At 64.8% G+C, this 17,943-nt stretch carries 15 protein-coding genes and 1 pseudogene; 4 read left to right on the forward strand and 12 right to left on the reverse strand.

Going from position 1 to position 17,943, the window contains the following annotated elements; genetic code table 11:
- Positions 1-559 precede the first annotated feature (559 nt).
- A complete protein-coding gene (locus DM872_RS25220) occupies positions 560-802 on the reverse strand; it encodes a hypothetical protein (protein ID WP_179061973.1) in 243 nt (80 codons plus the stop codon).
- A gap of 179 nt (positions 803-981) precedes the next feature.
- On the opposite strand from DM872_RS25220, the gene DM872_RS25225 reads away from it, so the two are divergent.
- Both DM872_RS25225 and DM872_RS25230 read left to right on the forward strand, forming a co-directional pair.
- Positions 982-1,632, forward strand: coding sequence for a FadR/GntR family transcriptional regulator (locus DM872_RS25225; protein WP_179061974.1), 651 nt, complete (start codon positions 982-984; stop codon positions 1,630-1,632).
- A gap of 20 nt (positions 1,633-1,652) precedes the next feature.
- Positions 1,653-2,927 (forward strand): annotated as a pseudogene (locus DM872_RS25230) (CynX/NimT family MFS transporter).
- Positions 2,928-3,127: 200 nt separating this feature from the next.
- Here DM872_RS25230 and DM872_RS25235 read toward each other — a convergent pair.
- Positions 3,128-4,069, reverse strand: a complete 942-nt coding sequence (locus tag DM872_RS25235; protein WP_179061975.1) for a LysR family transcriptional regulator — start codon at positions 4,067-4,069, stop codon at positions 3,128-3,130.
- 118 nt (positions 4,070-4,187) lie between these two features.
- Here DM872_RS25235 and DM872_RS25240 point away from each other — a divergent pair, with 118 nt between their 5' ends.
- Positions 4,188-4,937, forward strand: a complete 750-nt coding sequence (locus tag DM872_RS25240) for a 3-oxoacyl-ACP reductase family protein (RefSeq protein ID WP_179061976.1) — start codon at positions 4,188-4,190, stop codon at positions 4,935-4,937.
- A 146-nt stretch (positions 4,938-5,083) separates the two neighbouring features.
- Here DM872_RS25240 and DM872_RS25245 read toward each other — a convergent pair whose 3' ends face one another.
- The 10 genes from DM872_RS25245 to DM872_RS25290 all read right to left on the reverse strand — a co-directional run bounded on the left by DM872_RS25245 (position 5,084) and on the right by DM872_RS25290 (position 17,057).
- Positions 5,084-6,007 (reverse strand): aldo/keto reductase, encoded by a 924-nt coding sequence (locus tag DM872_RS25245; protein ID WP_179061977.1) that lies wholly within the window; start codon positions 6,005-6,007, stop codon positions 5,084-5,086.
- Positions 6,004-7,287, reverse strand: coding sequence for an NTP/NDP exchange transporter (locus DM872_RS25250; RefSeq protein ID WP_179061978.1), 1,284 nt, complete (start codon positions 7,285-7,287; stop codon positions 6,004-6,006). Before DM872_RS25250 ends, DM872_RS25245 begins: the two co-directional genes overlap by 4 nt.
- Before the next feature lie 217 nt (positions 7,288-7,504).
- Entirely contained in the window at positions 7,505-8,827 is a 1,323-nt protein-coding gene (locus tag DM872_RS25255) for a sigma-54-dependent transcriptional regulator (RefSeq protein WP_179061979.1), read from the reverse strand.
- The gene (locus DM872_RS25260; RefSeq protein ID WP_179062193.1) at positions 8,824-10,734 is read right to left on the reverse strand and encodes a sensor histidine kinase; all 1,911 of its coding nucleotides are present in this window, start codon (positions 10,732-10,734) and stop codon (positions 8,824-8,826) included. The genes DM872_RS25255 and DM872_RS25260 overlap by 4 nt, the downstream gene beginning before the upstream one ends.
- Before the next feature lie 127 nt (positions 10,735-10,861).
- Positions 10,862-11,596: an amino acid ABC transporter ATP-binding protein gene (locus tag DM872_RS25265; protein ID WP_179061980.1), complete on the reverse strand. Its 735-nt coding sequence runs from the start codon at positions 11,594-11,596 to the stop codon at positions 10,862-10,864.
- Positions 11,593-12,261, reverse strand: coding sequence for an amino acid ABC transporter permease (locus tag DM872_RS25270; protein ID WP_179061981.1), 669 nt, complete (start codon positions 12,259-12,261; stop codon positions 11,593-11,595). Before DM872_RS25270 ends, DM872_RS25265 begins: the two co-directional genes overlap by 4 nt.
- Positions 12,258-13,004, reverse strand: coding sequence for an amino acid ABC transporter permease (locus tag DM872_RS25275; protein WP_077523581.1), 747 nt, complete (start codon positions 13,002-13,004; stop codon positions 12,258-12,260). Before DM872_RS25275 ends, DM872_RS25270 begins: the two co-directional genes overlap by 4 nt.
- Positions 13,005-13,135: 131 nt before the next feature.
- A complete protein-coding gene (locus tag DM872_RS25280) occupies positions 13,136-14,044 on the reverse strand; it encodes a glutamate/aspartate ABC transporter substrate-binding protein (protein WP_179061982.1) in 909 nt (302 codons plus the stop codon).
- A 587-nt stretch (positions 14,045-14,631) separates the two neighbouring features.
- Entirely contained in the window at positions 14,632-15,516 is an 885-nt protein-coding gene (locus DM872_RS25285) for an SDR family NAD(P)-dependent oxidoreductase (protein ID WP_179061983.1), read from the reverse strand.
- Complete coding sequence (locus DM872_RS25290; RefSeq protein WP_179061984.1) at positions 15,513-17,057, reverse strand: flavin-containing monooxygenase; 1,545 nt, start codon at positions 17,055-17,057, stop codon at positions 15,513-15,515. The genes DM872_RS25285 and DM872_RS25290 overlap by 4 nt, the downstream gene beginning before the upstream one ends.
- Before the next feature lie 115 nt (positions 17,058-17,172).
- Between DM872_RS25290 and DM872_RS25295 the strand changes: the two genes are divergently transcribed.
- Positions 17,173-17,880 carry a TetR family transcriptional regulator gene (locus tag DM872_RS25295; RefSeq protein WP_179061985.1) on the forward strand — a complete coding sequence of 236 codons (708 nt, stop codon included), beginning with the start codon at positions 17,173-17,175 and terminating at the stop codon, positions 17,878-17,880.
- The last annotated feature ends 63 nt before the right edge of the window (positions 17,881-17,943 follow it).

Consider the following 17,943-nt stretch of genomic DNA (forward strand, 5'->3'; position numbering starts at 1 on the left):
AAAAAACTCAGGTCCCTGCCTGGGTTTCGTAGGTTGTGGCTGAGCTCTGCGAAGCCCAACGCTCACGGTCACGTCCGCGTGTTGGGCTTCGTACCTCTGCCCAACCTACGGCAGGCCAGCGGCCTGCACAGCGATTGAAATCGCCCCCACAAAAAAACTCAGGTCCCTGCCTGGGTTTCGTAGGTTGTGGCTGAGCTCCGCGAAGCCCAACGATCATGGTCACCTCCGCGCGTTGGGCTTCGTTCCTCGGCCCAACCTACGGCAGGCCTGCGGCCTGCTTGGCGAATGAATTCGCCCCCACAAAAAACTCAGGTCCCTGCCTGGGTTTCGTAGGTTGTGGCTGAGCTCTGCGAAGCCCAACGCTCACGGTCACGTCCGCGTGTTGGGCTTCGTACCTCTGCCCAACCTACGGCAGGCCAGCGGCCTGCTTGGCGAATGAATTCGCCCCTACAAGTGTGGGTTTAGCCCGTGCATCGGAGGCGTAGGGAGAGTCACCCCTCGCCCGCGTGCGGGAGAGGGGCCGGGGGAGAGGGCAAGGGGGCCAAACCGGACTATCCGATCAACCCTTGCGCGGCAATTCCTTCGGCAGGTCTTTCCCCGCCTCGGGCACCTTGGGGTGGAAGAGGGCCTGGCGGACCTTTTCGTAGTCGTCGTAAGGCAGGCCTGCGCGGCTGAGCATTTCCAGGGCGAATTGCTTCACCTCGGCGTCGGTGTAGGGGCGTAGCTCGGGTTCGGGTTGGCTGGCACAACCGGCGAGGATCAGCGCCATTACGGACAGCGCAAGGATGTGTGCGTGCTTCATGGGTGTCCCCGGTTGTGCATGATTGAGTCCGTGCAGGCTACCAACCATGGGAGGGAGCGAAAAATCATCCCCGTAGATAATGACTATTGCCTCAACCGCAAGGGTGTCGCGGTTGCGAGGCGATAGTGAGCAGGCTAACCTTCGATTCTTCAAATTCATCGGATGATTGGATGTTTGCCATGTCCGCGTCTTCTCTCAAGCGTTCCCTGGTGGATATCGCCCTGGAACAGATTCGCCAGCGCATCGACGACGGCACCTGGCCCCTGGGCCAGCGCCTGCCTCCCGAACCCGAACTGGCCGAGATCATCGGTATCAGTCGCAATACCGTGCGTGAGGCGGTGCGTGTGCTGACCTTCTCCGGTGTGCTGGAGGTGCGCCAGGGCGACGGTACCTATGTGCGTGGTTGTGCCGACCCACTCGGCACCATGCAGGCGCTGGCGCGCAGTTCGGTGGAGCAGGCGCTGGAGGCGCGGGGGATGATCGAGGTCGAGGCGTCGCGGCTGGCGGCCCTGCGTCGCACCGAAGACGACCTTACCGCCCTGCGGGTGGCCCTGGCTGCGTCCGCCGCGCGTTCCAGTTACGAGGATATCGACGACTACATCGTCCATGACCTGGCGTTTCACCAGCGGGTGGTGGACAGCGCCCACAACCCGGTGCTGAGCCAGCTGTATCGCTATTTCTCCCAGGTCATCCGCGTTGGCCTGGAGCGCACCATCTCCGATCCCGAGCGTGAGCAGCCGAGTTTCGACCTGCATCGCGACCTGCTCGACGCCATCGAACGACAAGACGCGGACGCCGCCGCAGCGGCCAACCGTGCGTTGCTGATCTGACCTTCCTGGAGCTGCCTTGCATGAATGCCCCGAACTCAATGAATGACCCCAAGCCGGCCTGCCCGCCGCAAGAACTGCTGATCGACGCCGAAGCCGACGACGAACCCCAGCCCCAGGCGCTGCGCGGCAGCACCGTACTGTTGCTGGTCGGGCTAGTGATGGTGGCGTTGAACCTGCGTCCGGCACTGTCCAGCCTGGCGCCGATGTTGAACATGGTGCGCGAGGCCACTGGCCTGTCGGCGACCGGCGCGGGCCTGCTGACCACCTTGCCGGTGCTCTGCCTCGGTCTGTTCGCACCGCTGGCGCCAATGCTGGCGCGGCGCCTGGGCAGCGAGCGCACGGTGCTGCTGATCCTGCTCACCCTGGCTGGCGGCATCGTGCTGCGTAGCTTGTTCCCGATAGCGGGGCTGTTCGTGGGCAGCCTGGTGGCCGGTGCGAGCATCGGCATCATCGGGGTCCTGCTGCCGGGCATCGTCAAGCGCGATTTCCCCCATATCGCCGGGACGATGACCGGGGTCTACACCATGGCGCTGTGCCTGGGCGCGGCGTTGGCCGCGGGCGCCACGGTGCCGCTGGCCGAGTTGCTGGATGATGCCTGGCAGCCGGCACTGGCTGTCTGGGCATTGCCGGCCATCCTCGCCGCGCTGATCTGGCTGCCCCAGGCGCGCCAGGGCCAGCATGCCCACCGCCAAGCCTTCAAGGTGACCGGACTGTGGCGCGACCCGCTGGCCTGGCAGGTGACCCTCTACATGGGGCTGCAATCTTCCCTGGCCTACATCGTGTTCGGCTGGTTGCCGTCGATCCTGATCGACCGTGGCCTCTCCGCCGTGCAAGCTTGACTGGTGTTGTCCGGCTCGGTGATGGTTCAACTGATCAGCGCCCTCGGTGCGCCCTGGCTGGCAACCCGTGGTCGCGATCAGCGTCTGGCCGTGCTGCTGGTAATGGGCCTGACCCTCGTCGGCTTGCTGGGCATGCTCTATGCGCCGCTGTCCGGTATCTGGGGCTGGGCCGTGGTGCTTGGGTTGGGGCAGGGCGGCACCTTCAGCATCGCCCTGGCGCTGATCGTGCTGCGCTCGAAGGACGCCCATGTGGCCGCCAACCTCTCCGGCATGGCCCAGGGCGTGGGCTACACGTTGGCGGCCATGGGCCCGCTGATGGTGGGCGTGGTGCACGACCTCACCGAGGGTTGGAGTGCGGTGGGGATCATCTTCGTGGTGATCAGCCTGGCCGCCACGGCGTTCGGTCTGGGCGCCGGTCGCAACCTGTATGTGGCGGCTCGCAGCGAGCATGTCTGACGGCTGGCATTGCGTCTTATGCCGCTGTCGTAGGGTGGATCACGCTTTACCGATCCACCATCGGATTCCGGCGCGGCACGTTGGTGGAAGTGAAGAGCGACTTCCACCCTACAGAGTCCCGTAGGTTGGTCTGAGGCCACGAAGCCCAACGATTCAGCACGTCACGTTGGGCTTCGCAGGCTCAGCGCCAACCTACAAGGTCATTGCGTGCTGGGCCGCCAGTTGGCGTTGAATTGCTCCGCCAACTTCTGCTGGCGGAAGCGCTCGACGATGAAGTCGATGAACACGCGGGTCTTGGCTGGCAGCAGTTTCTGCGCGCTGAAGTAGAGCGACAGGCTGCCGGTGTCCACGTACCAGTCCGGCAGCACGCGCTCCAAGGCGCCGCTCTTCAGGTGGGGTAGCGCGTGCACCGTACTCACCAGGGTCACGCCCAGCCCTTGCATGGCGGCGTAGCAGGCCGCCTCCGGGTCGGTCATGGTCATGCGCAGCTTCATTTCGAAGATCGCCTGGCGGTCGTCGCGCGTGCGCAAGGGCCAGGACCGCACGCGTCCAGTCTGCGGTGAACGCATGAGGATGCCATCGTGCTGGGCAAGGTCTTCCGGCGATTCGATGGCCGGGTTGCGCGCCAGGTAGTCCCTGGAGGCCAGCAGTACCCGATGGGCTGGCCCGAGCTGACGCGCGATGACACCGGGCGGCAGTTCGAAACCGCCGCCGATGGCCGCGTCGAAGCCTTCGCCGATAAGGTCCACAGGGCGGTTGTCGAAGTGCCAGTCCGGGATGATCGCCGGGTAGCGGGCGAGGAACTCGCCGAGGTGCGGCAGGATGTAATCCCGGCCGAACGACACGCCCATGCTCACCTTCAGGGTGCCCGCCGGTTGGCCCTGGCTGCTGGCGAGGTTCGCCACTGCGCCCTGAATGCTTGCCAACCCGCCACTCACCTCCGCGAGAAAGCGCTCACCGGCTTCGGTCAGCGTCAGGCGACGCGTGCTGCGCAGGAACAGCCGCACGCCGAGGTTCGACTCCAGCCGTGCCACGTTCTTACCCACCGCTGCGGGCGTCAGGCCCAGGCGCCGAGCGGCTTCGGCGAAGCTGCCGGCCTCGGCGGCGCGGACGAAGCACTCGATGCTGCTGAGGGTTTCCATGGCATCTCCATAAACCATTGGTATCGACTGAATATAGCGATTGCCGGCTTATCGGTTGTGAATGCCGGGTGAATACTGGGGCCGTCTTCCACACCAACCCAGTTCCAGGAGATTCCCGATGAGCACTCTGAAAACCCTCGAAGGCAAAGTGGCATTCATCCAGGGCGGTTCCCGCGGCATCGGCGCCGCCATCGCCAAGCGCCTGGCCAATGATGGCGCCGCAGTAGCGCTGACCTACGCCGCTTCCGCCAGCAGCGCCCTTGAAGTCGTCCAGGCCATCGAAGCCGCCGGCGGCCGCGCCATCGCGATCAAAGCCGACAGCCGCGACGAAAAGGCCATCCGTGCCGCCATCCGCCATACGGTGGAAACCTACGGACGACTCGACATCCTGGTGAACAACGCCGGCGTGCTGGCCGTGGCGCCCATCGAGGAGTTCAGCATTGATGACCTCGACCGCACCCTGGACGTCAACGTCCGCAGCGTGGTGATCGCCAGCCAGGAAGCGGCTCTCGTAATGGGCGAGGGTGGTCGCATCATCACCATTGGCAGCACCAACGCCGAGCGCATGCCCTTTGCCGGTGGCTCGGTCTACGCCCTGAGCAAGGCGGCGGTGGCCGGTTTCACCAAGGGCCTGGCCCGCGACCTCGGCCCGCGCGGCATCACCGTCAACAACGTGCAGCCAGGCCCGGTGGACACCGAGATGAACCCCGATAACGGCGAGTTCGCCACCTCCCTCAAGCAACTGATGGCCCTGCCGCGTTACGGCCAGGCCGAGGAAATCGCCAGCTTCGTGGCTTACCTGGCGGGCCCGGAGGCCGGGTACATCACTGGTGCGAACTTGATGATCGATGGTGGGTTCTCGGCCTGAGGACGGGCAGATGGTTTCTCGTAGGATGGCGTAGAGCGAAGCGAAACCCATCAGCGATGGTCGATGGGTTTCGCGGGCTCTACCCATCCTACGAAAGCGTGGAGTCTGGCTGGCTCCGATGGTGGAAATGAAGAGCGATTTCCACCCTACAAAAGGCGGATCAACCTGTCCCGCAGTGCCTGATCCGCTTCCTTCCCCCGCCCCGCCTGGAGGTTGTCCAGCATGTGGCGGGGGTTTCCTGTTCCGGGAATGACGCAGGTCACCGCCGGGTGGCTGAGGCAGAACTTCAGCAGGAGTTGCGACCAGCTCGTGCAGTCGTACCCGGCGGCCCACTCCGGTACGGGCTGTTGCAACAGGTTGCGCAGCAGGTTGCCGCCGCCGAAGGGACGGTTGATCAACACTGCCGTGCCGCGTTCCTGGGCCAGGGGCAGGATGCGCTCCTCGGCGTCGCGGTCGTTAAGGGCGTAGTCGATCTGCAGGAAGTCCAGCTTCTCGGCGCGCAGCACCCGCTCCAACTCGTCGTAGCCGCTGGTGGTGTAGTGCGTGACGCCCAGGTAGCGGATGCGGCCTTCCTCTTTCCACTGGCGCAGGGTCTTCAGGTGCTCTTGCCAGTCCACCAGGTTGTGCACCTGCATCAGGTCGATGCGCTGGCGCTGCAACAGGCGCATCGAGTGTTGCATCTGCTCCACGCCGTGCTGGCGACCCTGGGTCCAGACCTTGGTGGCGACGAAAGCGCGGTCGTGTGCCTTGAGCTCGTTGAGCAGGCCGCCGACCACTTCTTCCGCTTGCCCGTACATGGGCGAACTGTCGATCACCGAACCCCCGCCTGCGAACAGTTCTTCCAGCACCTTGCGGCAGTCGGCCCAGGCTTCGGTGGCATTACGGGAGATGTCGAAGCCTCGGTAGGTGCCGATGCCGATCACCGGCAACTGCTCACCGCTGGAAGGAATGGCGCGGCGGCGCAGAGGCTGCTGGCCCATGTCCGCACCCAGGCTGAAGGGGCTCATAGCCAGGAGCGCGGTGCCGGCGCTGAGGCGGAGGAATTCGGCGCGGGTGATGCCGGTTCTCATGGTTGGACCTCCTGTGGGGTGGCTGTCTGTTCATGGTGACGGCCGAGGCGCCAGCCCACTGCGCTCCAGGCGAGGGCCACGCCGGCGCCCACCAGGGCCACCAGCGCGGCGCCGAGGCCGATGGCGTCGAGCAAGGCCTTGAGCCAGGCGCTGACGGCATCGCCTCCGCGATAGACCACGGTGTCGATGAAGTTCTTCGCCCGATACTTCTGCTGGGCGCCGAGCGGCACGAAGAGCATTTCCCGCCCCGGCCGCACGAAGGCGTATTCGCCCACCCGGCGCAGCACCATCACCACAGCCAGCACTGAGAATTGCGGCAGCAGCGCGAGGGCGAGGAAACCCAGCGTCACCAACAGGGGCACTACCGCCAGCAGCGCGCCGACGCCGAAGCGCTGGGCCACGCGCCCGGCGATGAACAACTGGCAGGCGAGGGAGAGGGCCTGCACGGTGAAGTCGATCAGGGCGAAGACGCGGACCTGCTGCTGGCTATCGGGGAACAGCGCGGCCACCAGCCGGGCCTGCTCGAAGTAGAGGAAGGTGCTGGTGCAGGACAGCAGCAGGACGAAAACACAGATGCCCAGCAGATAAGGTGAGCCCAGCACCAGGCTGACGCCGGCGAAGGGGTTGCCGGGCACCGGGTGTTCCGGGGGTTCGCTTTCCGCGCCGGGTCGCCCGGCACCACCCCTCGCGCGCCAGGCCATCAGGTAGCGGCGCAGGACGAGGGTGGGCAGCAGGAAAAGCGCGGCCAGTACCAGCAGACCGGCGGTGCCCGCGTGACTGACCAGCAGCCCTCCCAGCAGTGGACCGATCAGCCCGCCCAGGCTAGCACCCGCGGCGATGGACGGGAACAGCCGTTTGGATTGCCGACGGTCGAACACGTCGGCCAGCAGGCTCCAGGCCAGGGACACCACGAACAGGTTGTAGACCGACAGCCAGACGTAGAAGGCGCGCGCCGCCCATAGCGGGTCCGGCGTGCGCCACAGCAACCAGGCGAAACCCAACAGATTGCTGGCGAAAAACAGGTAGACGCAGTCGAGGAAGATCCGCCGGGGGACCCGCGCATTCAGCCAGCCGTAGGCCGGGACTGCCAGCAGCATGGTGACGAAGGTGGCACTGAACAGCCATTGCAGGTTCTCCACGCCGCCGGCGATGCCCATGGTCTCGCGCACCGGCCGCAGCATGAAGTACCCGCCGAACAGGCACAGCAGCAGGGCGAAAGCGGCGAGGGCCGGGGCCAGTTCACCGGCCCTGGCATGGATGGCGCGGTGGATCGGAGACATGGCGGTGGTTCGTGTGGGGTGGTCTGGTGGTTTTAGACCATGGCGGGGCGGGGTGCTGGTACTGGCTGTTGCGGGGGCTGGTGGGGCGCGCTTTGTTGTGGGGGCGATTTCAATCGCTGAACAGGCCGAAGGTCTGCCATTCAGGGTCGGGGCAGCTGCGCTGCCCTTAGCGAATGAATTCGCCTCCACAAGGTTCAGCCCGTCCCCAGCGGCTCGATCAAAGCCCGTACTTCTTCACCTTGTCGAACAGCGTGGTCTTGGCCATGCCGAGGGCGATGCAGGCCTGGCTGAGGTTGCCGCCGTGGCGTTCGAGGGCGGCGCTGAGGAGGGATTTTTCGAAGGCTTCCACCGCTTCGGCGAAGCGCGGTTCATTGCCGTCCGGCGTCTGGCCGCTCTTCTTGAACACCGGCAGCCCGAGGGCGAAACGTTCGGCGACGTTGCGCAGTTCTCGCACGTTGCCGGGCCAGTCGTGGGCCATGAGGGCGGAGACGGTGGCGTTGTCCAGCTCTGGCGCGGCGCGGTCGAAGCGCAGGGTGGAGAGCTGCAGGAAGTGCTCGAACAGCAGCAGGATGTCTTCACGGCGGTCACGTAGCGGCGGCAGTTCCAGGGTGACCACGTTGAGGCGGTAGTAGAGGTCGCTGCGGAAACGGCCGGCGCGGCCTTCTTCGTCCAGGTCGAACTTGGTGGCGGCGATCACCCGGCAATCCACCGGGATCGGCTGGTTGGAGCCGAGGCGTTCCAGGGTCTGCTCCTGGAGCACGCGGAGGAACTTGATCTGCAGGTTGAGCGGCATGCTCTCGATCTCGTCGAGGAACAGGGTGCCCTGGTGGGCGTGCTCGATCTTGCCGATGCGTCGCTTGCCGGCGCCGGTGAACGCGTGGGCCTCGTGGCCGAAGATTTCGCTGTCGAACAGGTTCTCCGGCAGGCCACCGCAGTTGAGGGCGACGAACTGTTTCGACTGGCGCCGGCTGAAGTCGTGCAGGCAACGGGCGACCAGTTCCTTGCCGGTCCCGGTTTCGCCCTCGATCAGCACATTGGCCGAGGTGTCGGCGACGTTGGCGATCAGCTCGCGCAGTGCCTGGATGGCCGGCGAGCGTCCGATGATGCGCTGCTCCAGAGACTGTCGGCCGGCCAGTTGCCGGCGCAGGCTCGACACTTCGCGAGCCAGCGCGCGCTGCTCCAGGGCGCGGCGCGCGACGTCCACCAGACGCTCGGGGGAGAAGGGTTTCTCCATGAAGTCGTAGGCGCCGTCGCGCATGGCCTGCACCGCCATGCTGATGTCGCCGTGGCCAGTGATCAGCACCACCGGGATGCTGCGGTCGCGGGACTTCAGGCGCTCCAGCAATGTCAGTCCATCCATGCCGGGCAGGCGGATGTCGCTGATGACAATGCCGGCGAAGTCCTCGCCCACCTGGGCCATGGCTTCTTCGGCGCTGCCGACGCCGATGCTGGGGATGTCTTCCAGGGCCAGCGCCTGCTGGCAACCCATCAGGACGTGGGGGTCGTCTTCGACGATGAGGACGCTGAGGGGCTCGGTCATGGGGCTGGGCTCACGGATTCGTCGGGGCTTTCCAGCAGCGGCAGGCAGAGCTCGAAGGCGGTGCCGCCGCTTTCCGGGTGATGGGCCGCCAGGCTTCCGCCAGCGGCCGTGGCCAGGCTGGCGGAAAGGGTCAGGCCAAGGCCCAGGCCGTGTTCGCCGGGCTTGGTGGTGAAGAAGGGTTCGAACAGGTGCACGCGGTTGGCCGGGTCGATGCCGGGGCCGTTGTCGCGAACCTGCAAGCGGTAGTTGCCGCCGTCGGCCGCGCCGCTGAGCCAGAGTTGACAGTCGGGCTGGCCGGACATGGCGTCCAGGGCGTTGGCGATGAGGTTGACCAGGATCTGCTCCAGACGGGTCTGGTCGATGGCCAGCAGGACGTCGGCGAAGTCGCGGTGCAGCGTGAGCGGTGTACGTTCCAGACGGGTGTGCAGGATGAAGAGCGCGGCATCCACCGCCTTGCCCAAGTGCGCCACGCCGTGGTCATCGGAGCGCCGGGCGAAGGCGCGCAGGCTGGCGGTGATGCGGCCCATGCGGTCCACCAGCTCGTTGATCGCCGCGAGGTTGGTGCTGGCGGTGTCCAGGGCGCCGCGCGCCAGGAAGCGCACGGTGTTGCCGGAGAGTGTGCGCAGCGCCGCCAGGGGCTGGTTGAGTTCGTGGGCGATGCTGGTGGACATCTGTCCGATCACCGCCAGTTTGCCGGCCTGGACCAGGCCGTCCTGGGCTTTGCGCAGGTTGTCTTCGGTCTGCTTGCGTTCGCGGATTTCGGCCAGGAGGCGGCTGTTGCTGGCGCGAAGGTCCTGGGTGCGTTCGGCGATCTTGCGTTCCAGCTCGTTGTTGGCCGCCAGCAGTGCCTCACGGGCTGCGAGCCGAGTGGCGATGACCTTGCGCCGTTCGTTCCAGGCGATCAGCAGGAAGGCCAGCAGGGCGAAACCGACGGCGGCGAGCATGCCCTGGATCACCGCTTCGCGACGCAGGTCGGCGAGCGGGGAGAGCAGGGTGAAATGCCAGGGCGTGTCATTCAGGGTGCGGGTCTGCGCGAGGTAGGCGACTTCGCCTTCCTGTTCGCCCTGGGGACCGCTGGCGGCGAAGCTGATGGCCTCCAGGCCTTCGCCCAGCACTTCACGGGAGCGCGGCTCCCATTCGTTCAGCGCCCACCAGTAGTACTGCAGGCTGCGAGCGAGGCGTTCCTTGTCTTCGGCCGAGAGCGGGCGCACGGCCTTCATGCGCAGGGCGGGGTCGCTGGAGAGGATGATGATGCCGTTCTCGTCGCTGACGAAGGCTTGCAGGCGGGCCTTTTCCCAACGTTCCTGCAGGGCTTCGAGCTTCACCTTGACCACCGCCACGCCGATGATCCGGCCCTGGTAGCGCAAGCCGTGGGCCAGGTAGTAACCGGCCTCGCCTGTGGTGCTGCCGATGCCATAGAAGCGGCCGGGCCTGCCTTGCACGGCCTCCTGGAAGTAGGCGCGGAAGGCCAGGTCTTCGCCGAGGTAGCTGTCGGTGTCGCGCCAGTTGCTGGTGGCCAGCACGCGGCCGTTGGTGTCCAGCAGGTAGATGGCTCGGGCGCCGCTGCGGCGGTTCAGGCCTTCGAGGTAGTCGTTGACCAGGTTGCGCCGGTACGGGGTGGGGTTCAGCAGCAGGTGGCTGACGCTGGACTCCAGCTCCAGCAGGCTGGGCAGGTAGGTGTAGCGGTTGATCTCGCTTTCCACGGCGCGGGCGTGGAGTTCCAGCTGGCGCTCGCCGTTATCCCGCAACTGGCGGATGCCGGACACTTCGCTGAGGTGATAGCCGATGTAGCCGAAGCCCAGCATGCACAGGAGCAGCAGCAGGAACAGCAGGAAATGGCGGAACAGGCGCGGTTTCACGGTCAATGCGGGCGGCACGGCGCGGAGGCTGGCGGGAGGGCATTGCATCATAGACATCCGGGCCGTTCCAGTCGGCGCCACGGACGGGCGCCGAGTGGTGGAGTGGGGCTGTAGGAGCCAGCTTGCTGGCGAAGTGCTCAGACCATTCGCGAGCAAGCTCGCTCCTACAGGTGCATCAGTGCTGGAGGATCTTCGCGAGGAACTGCTGGGCGCGGTCGGAACGGGCGTTGACGTCACCGAAGAACTCGTTCTTGGCGCAGTCTTCGACGATCTGTCCGCGGTCCATGAAGATCACCCGGTCGGCCACCTTGCGGGCGAAGCCCATCTCGTGGGTCACGCACATCATGGTCATGCCTTCCTGGGCCAGCTCGACCATCACGTCCAGCACTTCGTTGACCATTTCCGGGTCCAGCGCGGAGGTGGGTTCGTCGAACAGCATCACCACCGGGTCCATGGCCAGGGCGCGGGCGATGGCGACGCGCTGCTGCTGGCCGCCGGAGAGCTGGCCGGGGTGCTTGTGGGCATGGGCCTTGAGGCCGACGCGGTCGAGCAGCTTGAGGCCTTTCTCCAGCGCCTCGTCCTTGTTGCGGCCGAGCACCTTGGTCTGGGCGATAGTCAGGTTCTCGGTGATCGACAGGTGCGGGAACAGCTCGAAGTGCTGGAACACCATGCCGACGCGGGAACGCAGCTTGGGCAGGTTGGTGGCCTTGTCGGCGATGGACGTGCCGTCGACCACGATGTCGCCTTTCTGGAAAGGCTCCAGGGCGTTCACGCACTTGATCAGGGTGGATTTGCCCGAGCCCGACGGGCCGCACACCACCACCACTTCACCTTTCTTCACGTTGGTGCTGCAGTCGGTCAGCACCTGGAAGTCCCCGTACCACTTGTTGACGTTCTTGATGGAAATCATACGGCTAACCTTTTCTGCAGGAGTTTGACCAGCTGGGAAGCGATGAAGCTGACGCTGAAGTAGACCAGGCCGGCGAAGATCAGGAACTCGTGCGGCTGGCCGATGATGTCGCCACGGGAACGGGCGGCGTTGAGGAAGTCCATCAGGCCCACGGTGTAGACCAGCGAGGTGTCCTGGAACAGGATGATGCTCTGCTGCAGCAGCAGCGGGGTCATCTTGCGGAAGGCCTGGGGCAGGATGATCAGGCGCATGCTCTGGCTGTAGGTCATGCCCAGGGCCGAGGCTGCACCCATCTGGCCTTTCGGGATGGCCTGGATGCCGGCGCGGACGATTTCGCAGAAGTACGCCGCCTCGAACATCATGAAGGCCACCAGGCACGAGGTGAACGCGCCTACGGGCGTGTCTTCACCGGTGATGGCGCGCAGCAGGAAGGGCACCGCGAAGTAGAACCAGGTGATCACCAGCAGCAGCGGGATGGAGCGGAAGTAGTTGACGTACAGCCCGGCAATCTTCGACATCATCGGGTTGTGCGACAGGCGCATGAGGGCGAGGACGGTGCCCAGCGCCACGCCACCGAAGACGCCCAGCACCATCAGCTTCAGGGTCATCAGCAGGCCGTCGGTGAGGCCTGGCAGGGCGGGGATGATCGCGGAGAAATCCATCATTTACCCCCTACGGAAATCAGGCCGGGCACCGCCACTTTCCGCTCCACGGTGCGCATGATCAGCATCAGGCTCATGTTCAGGGTGAAGTAGATCAGGGTGGCCAGGGTGAAGGCTTCGAACAGGTTCGCGGAGAACTCGGCGGTCTGCTTGGTCTGCGCCAACAGCTCCATCAGACCGATCAGCGACGCCACCGAAGAGTTCTTGAAGATGTTGAGGAACTCGCTGGTGAGCGGCGGGATGATGATGCGGAACGCCTGGGGCAGCAGCACGTAGCGGTAGATCTGCGGCAGGCGGAAGCCCATGGCGCGGGCGGCGCCGAGCTGGCCCTTGGGCAGCGCCTGGATACCGGTGCGCACTTGTTCGCAGACGCGGGCGGCGGTGAACAGGCCGAGGCAGACGACCACGCTGAGGTAGGCCGAAGTGGCTGGGTTGAGGTCCTGCTTGAACCAGATTTCCAGCGGTTCGGGCAGCAGGTCCGGTACCAGGAAGTACCAGAGGAACAGCTGCACCAGCAGCGGCACGTTACGGAAGATTTCCACGTAGACGGTGGCGATGCCGGAAACCCAGCGGTTCGGCACAGTGCGCATCACGCCGAGCAGCGCGCCCAGCAGCAAGGCGATGATCCAGGCCGCCAGGGCGATGGCGATGGTCCAGCCCAGGCCGGTTACGAACCAGTCCAGGTAGATCTCGCTGCCGATCCCGGTGGACTTGAAGAACACGCTCCAGTCCCAGTTGTAATTCATCAGGGTTGTCCCCTATCAGGTCGATCGTTCTGCGGTGAAGGCGGGGAAGGGGGGTGGCTGTCAGGAGTACGGCGATAGTTCAGGCCGACTCCGGACAGCCCCCTCTCCCAAAGGGAGAGGGGAGCAAGGCGTCAGATTTCTTCAGCCGACTTGTCGGAGGGGTTGGCGACCAGCTTTTTCAGCTCTTCGCTCATGGGGAAGTTCAGGTTCAGGCCCTTCGGCGGGATGGGCTGGGTGAACCATTTGTCGTAGATGCCGTTGATTTCGCCGGAAGCGAAGGTGTCGGCGATGGCCTTGTCGACGACTTTCTTGAAGGCTTCGTCGTCCTTGCGAACCATGCAGCCGTAGATTTCGAAGGACTGCGGCTTGCCGGTCACGACCCAGTCATCGGGCTTCTTGGCCTTGGCCATTTCGCCGTAGAGCAGGGCGTCGTCCATCATGAAGGCCACTGCGCGGCCGGATTCGAGCATCAGGAAGGATTCGCCGTGGTCCTTGGCCGAGATGATGTTCATGCCCATCTGCTTCTCGGCGTTCATGGACTTGAGCAGGCGCTCGGATGTGGTGCCGGCGGTGGTCACGACGTTCTTGCCTTTCAGGTCTTCGAACTCGTTGATGCTGGCGCTCTTCTTGGACAGCAGGCGGGTGCCCACTTCGAAGATGCCCACGGAGAAGCCGACCTGCTTCTGGCGTTCGAGATTGTTGGTGGTGGAGCCGCACTCGATGTCGACGGTGCCGTTCTGCACCAGCGGGATACGGGTCTGGGAGGTGACCAGGTTGTAGCGGACCTTCAGTTCCGGCAGGCCCAGTTCCTGCTTGATGGCCTCGACCACTTTCAGCTGGAGGTCATGGGAGTAGCCGATGGGCTTGCCCGGCTCGGTGCCGAGGTAGGAGAAGGGGATGGAGGCGTCACGGTGACCGAGGGTGATGGTGCCGGTCTCCTTGATCTTCTTCAGGGTACCGGTCAGCTCGGCGGCGAAGGCCGGAGCGGAAATCAGGGTTGCTGCGATAGCGGTGGCCAGAACTTTGGGGAGCATACGCATGAACGACAGTCCTCGATGATGTTTGTTCTTATCGGCGCGTGTAGGAGTTCGCGTCCGTCGGGGATCTGTATTGGCAGAATGCGTGCCAGCTGTATGGTGGTTTGGTTTTTTGATTAAGTAATTGAAATTAAAGGATTTTATATTGATAGGAGGCTATCTGGATTTACGCCCTGTCCGGGCTTCCGAATATGCGCTCCGAATGGCGTTCGGGTTTCCGAACGGGTGACTTTGCGGTCATGTTTGGAGGGGGTGGTGCCGAGGCACAAAAAGCCCCCTCTCCCTCTGGGGTGAATCGGCATGCTTTCGGAAGCACTGCTTCCGTTGCCGATGAACGCCTGAGCGCGAAGCACTCAGGCTGGGGCGCAGAGCGGGGTTGGGGTGAGGGTGGCGGCAGCTCGCTGGACGTTCCAGGGCAGACCTTCGGCCTGCTTGGCGAATGAATTCGCCCCTACAAGGAAGGCACGTCCGTGTTTTGTGGGGGCGAATTCATTCGCTGAGGGCAGCGCAGCTGCCCCCTGATAATCAGCAGCGCAGCCCTTCGGTCTGCTTTGCGATTGAAATCGCCCCCACAGTTAAAAGCGGTCTGATCAATCAGCTGCCTTGGACACCTCGCCCGCCCTCGGCTTCGGCGCGAACTTCGCGGCCAGGCGCATGGAGGTGGTGACAAGGCGCTGGTAGAGGGTCGGCAGCAGGCGCTGCATGCCATCCAGCGCCCAGGCATCCGCGCCGATGAGGATGCGTCGACTGTCGCGCAGCACGCCGCGCAGGATCACTTCCGCTGCCTTGTCCGGACTGGTGCGCAGCAGCTGGTCATTGAACTGTTGACGGGCGCGGCTGGATTCCTGGCCGGTGACCTTGGCCAGGCTGTCGTTCATCCGCGCCGTCTTGGCGATGTTGGTGCGGATGCCGCCGGGGTGCACGCAACTGGCCGATACCCCGCAGCCTTCCATGTCCAGTTCCTGGCGCAGTGATTCGGTGAAGCCGCGCACGGCGAACTTGGTGGCGTTGTAGGCGCTCATGCCCGGTTGGGCGAACAGGCCGAACACGCTGGAGACGTTGACCACATGACCTTCGCCGCTGGCCTTGAGGTGCGGCAGGAAGGCCTTGGTGCCATACACCACGCCCCAGAAGTTGATGTTCATGATCCACTCGTATTCCGAGTAGTCACTGCCGTCCACGGTGCCGGCGTGAGCGACACCGGCGTTGTTGAAGATCAGGTTGACGCGGCCATGGTCCAGCACCACCTGTTCGGCCCAGGCGTGCACGGCGTCGCGGTTCGCGACATCGACGCGGGTCTCGGTGACTTGCACGCCCAGCTTGCGTGCCATGGCGGCGGTGTCGGCCAGACCCTCGGCGTTCACGTCGGCGAGTGCCAGGTGGCAGCCCTGGCGGGCGAGGGCGCAGGCGAGGGCGCGGCCGATGCCGGAACCCGCGCCGGTGACAGCGGCGACTTTGTTCTCGAAGGATTTCATGCTGGTACCTCTTGATTAGCCATCAGCAGCGGGCCCTGGGCGGCGTGCACCGGTACGCTGCGGCTGAAATGGTAGGCCGCGGGGTCGAAGTTGCGGGTCAGCAGGCGATAGCGCCAGGTGAAGCCGGGCCATACGGTGCAGTTGCGTCCGGTCACCGGGTGCAGGTACCAGCTCTTGCAACCGCCGGCATTCCACACGGTGTTGCCCAGGCTGCCCTGGAGCTTGTCGTTGAACCTGTCCTGCACGTCGCGTTTGACTTCCAGGCTGCGCAGGCGGCGTTCGTCCAGCAGCTGGAGGGCGCCGAGCACGTAATGGATCTGCGATTCGATCATGTAGACCATGGAGTTATGGCCGAGGCCGGTGTTCGGCCCCATCAGGAAGAACAGGTTCGGGAAACCGGCGGTGAGCGTGCCCTTGTAGGCTTCGGGGCCCTGCGACCAGGTGTCCAGCAGGTCGACGCCGTTGCGGCCGAAGACCACGCCGCGGGGCAGCGGATCGCTGGGGGTGAAGCCGGTGCCGAAGATGATGGCGTCGATCTGGCGTTCCGTGCCGTCGGCGGTGACGATGCTGTTTGCGCGGACCTCGCGGATGCCGTCGGTGATCACGTCGACGTTGGGCTGGGTCAGGGCCGGGTAGTAGTCATTGGAGATCAGCACCCGCTTGCAGCCCATGGTGTAGTCCGGGGTGACCTTGGCGCGCAGGACCGGGTCCTTGATCTTGCGCTTGATGTAGCCCTTGGCGACCCATTCGGCGAGTTTCATCACCTTTGGCGTCAGGGCGAAGCCCACGACGCGGCTTTCGAGGATGGCGTAGATGCCGCCGCGCCAGAGTTTCTGCAGGAAGGGGAAGCGCTTGAAGCGGGAGCGCTCGCCTTCGCTGATGGCGCGGTCGGGCTTGGGCATGATCCAGGGCGCGGTGCGCTGATAGAGGTCGAGCTGGGCGACCTGCTTCTGGATCTGCGGCACGAACTGGATGCTGGAGGCGCCGGTGCCGACTACCGCCACGCGTTTGCCGGTCAGGTCGTAGTCATGGTTCCACTGCTGGGAGTGGAAGCGCGTGCCCTTGAACTTCTCCAGGCCCTTCAGTGCCGGGGTGGCAGGGGTGGACAGCGCGCCCATACCGGATACCACGAACTGCGCGCTGTAGTGGTTACCGGCGGCATCCTCGATCTGCCACAGCTCGTCCACGTCGTTCCAGGCCAGGCGGGTGATCTCGGTGCCCAGCAGGGTCTTGTCCTGCAGCCGGTACTTTTCCCAGCAGCCTTCCAGGTAGGTCTTGATCTCCTCCTGTTTGGCGAACATGCGCGTCCAGTTCGGGTTCGGCTCGAAGGAGAAGGAGTACAGGTGCGATTGCACGTCGCAGCCGCAACCCGGGTAGTTGTTCACTCGCCAGGTGCCGCCGATGCCGGGCTCCTTTTCGAATACGAGGAAATCGTTCTCGCCTTTCTGCTTCAGGCGGATCGCCATGCCGAGGCCGGAGAAACCGGAACCTATGATGGCGATCTTGCAATGGCGGGCAGAGGGTCGGGGTGACGCAGTCATTGGCCGGGCTCCTGTTCTTATTTATTGCGGCGTATACAGCTGTATACCAAGGTAGACATCTGTATACTCGCCGGCAATCCAACGTCGTCACAACCAACCTTAGGTAGGGCCAGAGATGAATTCCGCCAGCGGTGACGAGCCTCAGTCGCCAGAACGAACGCCCGATGCCCCCGGCAAGCGCCTGCTCATGGAAGCGGCGCTGCGCCTGGGTTCCCAGAGCCGCAGCCTCGCCAACCTGGGGTTGCGCGAGCTGGCGCGGGAGGCCGGGCTGAACCCGAATACCTTCTACCGCCACTTCACGGATGTGGAGGATCTGGGCCTGGCCATCATCCGCAACATTGCCACCCAACTCCGCCAACCGCTGCGCGACCTGCGACGCGAGGCGGCTGCCCGGGCCGTGCAGGGCGATGGCGGACTGTTGCCGAAGCTGATGGGGATCGACCTGGGCCGTGGGCGGCGCGTCTGCCATGAGACGGTGCATCTGTTCTTCGACTTCGTCGATGACAACGCCGAGGCGTTCGTCATTGGCGTGCGCGAGCTGCATGGTGCTTCCCCGCTGCTGCGGGAGGCCCTGCGCGAAGTGATGGAAGACTTCGCCGCCGACATGGCCGAAGACGTTCGCGAGTACAAGCTGCTGCCGACGCTGGTGGCCGAGCCGGTGGTGCGGCGCGTGTCGCGGCTGGTCAGTCGCAACCTGTTCCAGATGTCACTGGACTACATCGGTGAACCGGAGCGCCGCGAGGCGATTCGTGCCGAGGCGGTGGAGCAGGTGTTGTTTCTCTTTACCGGTGCCAGCGTGTTGCAGGCGGTCGGGGCGGTTTAGGCCTCTTTTGCTGTGGGAGCGAATTCATTCGCGAATGAATTCGCTCCCACAGGGCAGACCTTC

The organism is Pseudomonas taiwanensis, assembly GCF_013393345.1.
In the GTDB taxonomy this organism is placed as follows: domain Bacteria; phylum Pseudomonadota; class Gammaproteobacteria; order Pseudomonadales; family Pseudomonadaceae; genus Metapseudomonas; species Metapseudomonas resinovorans_C.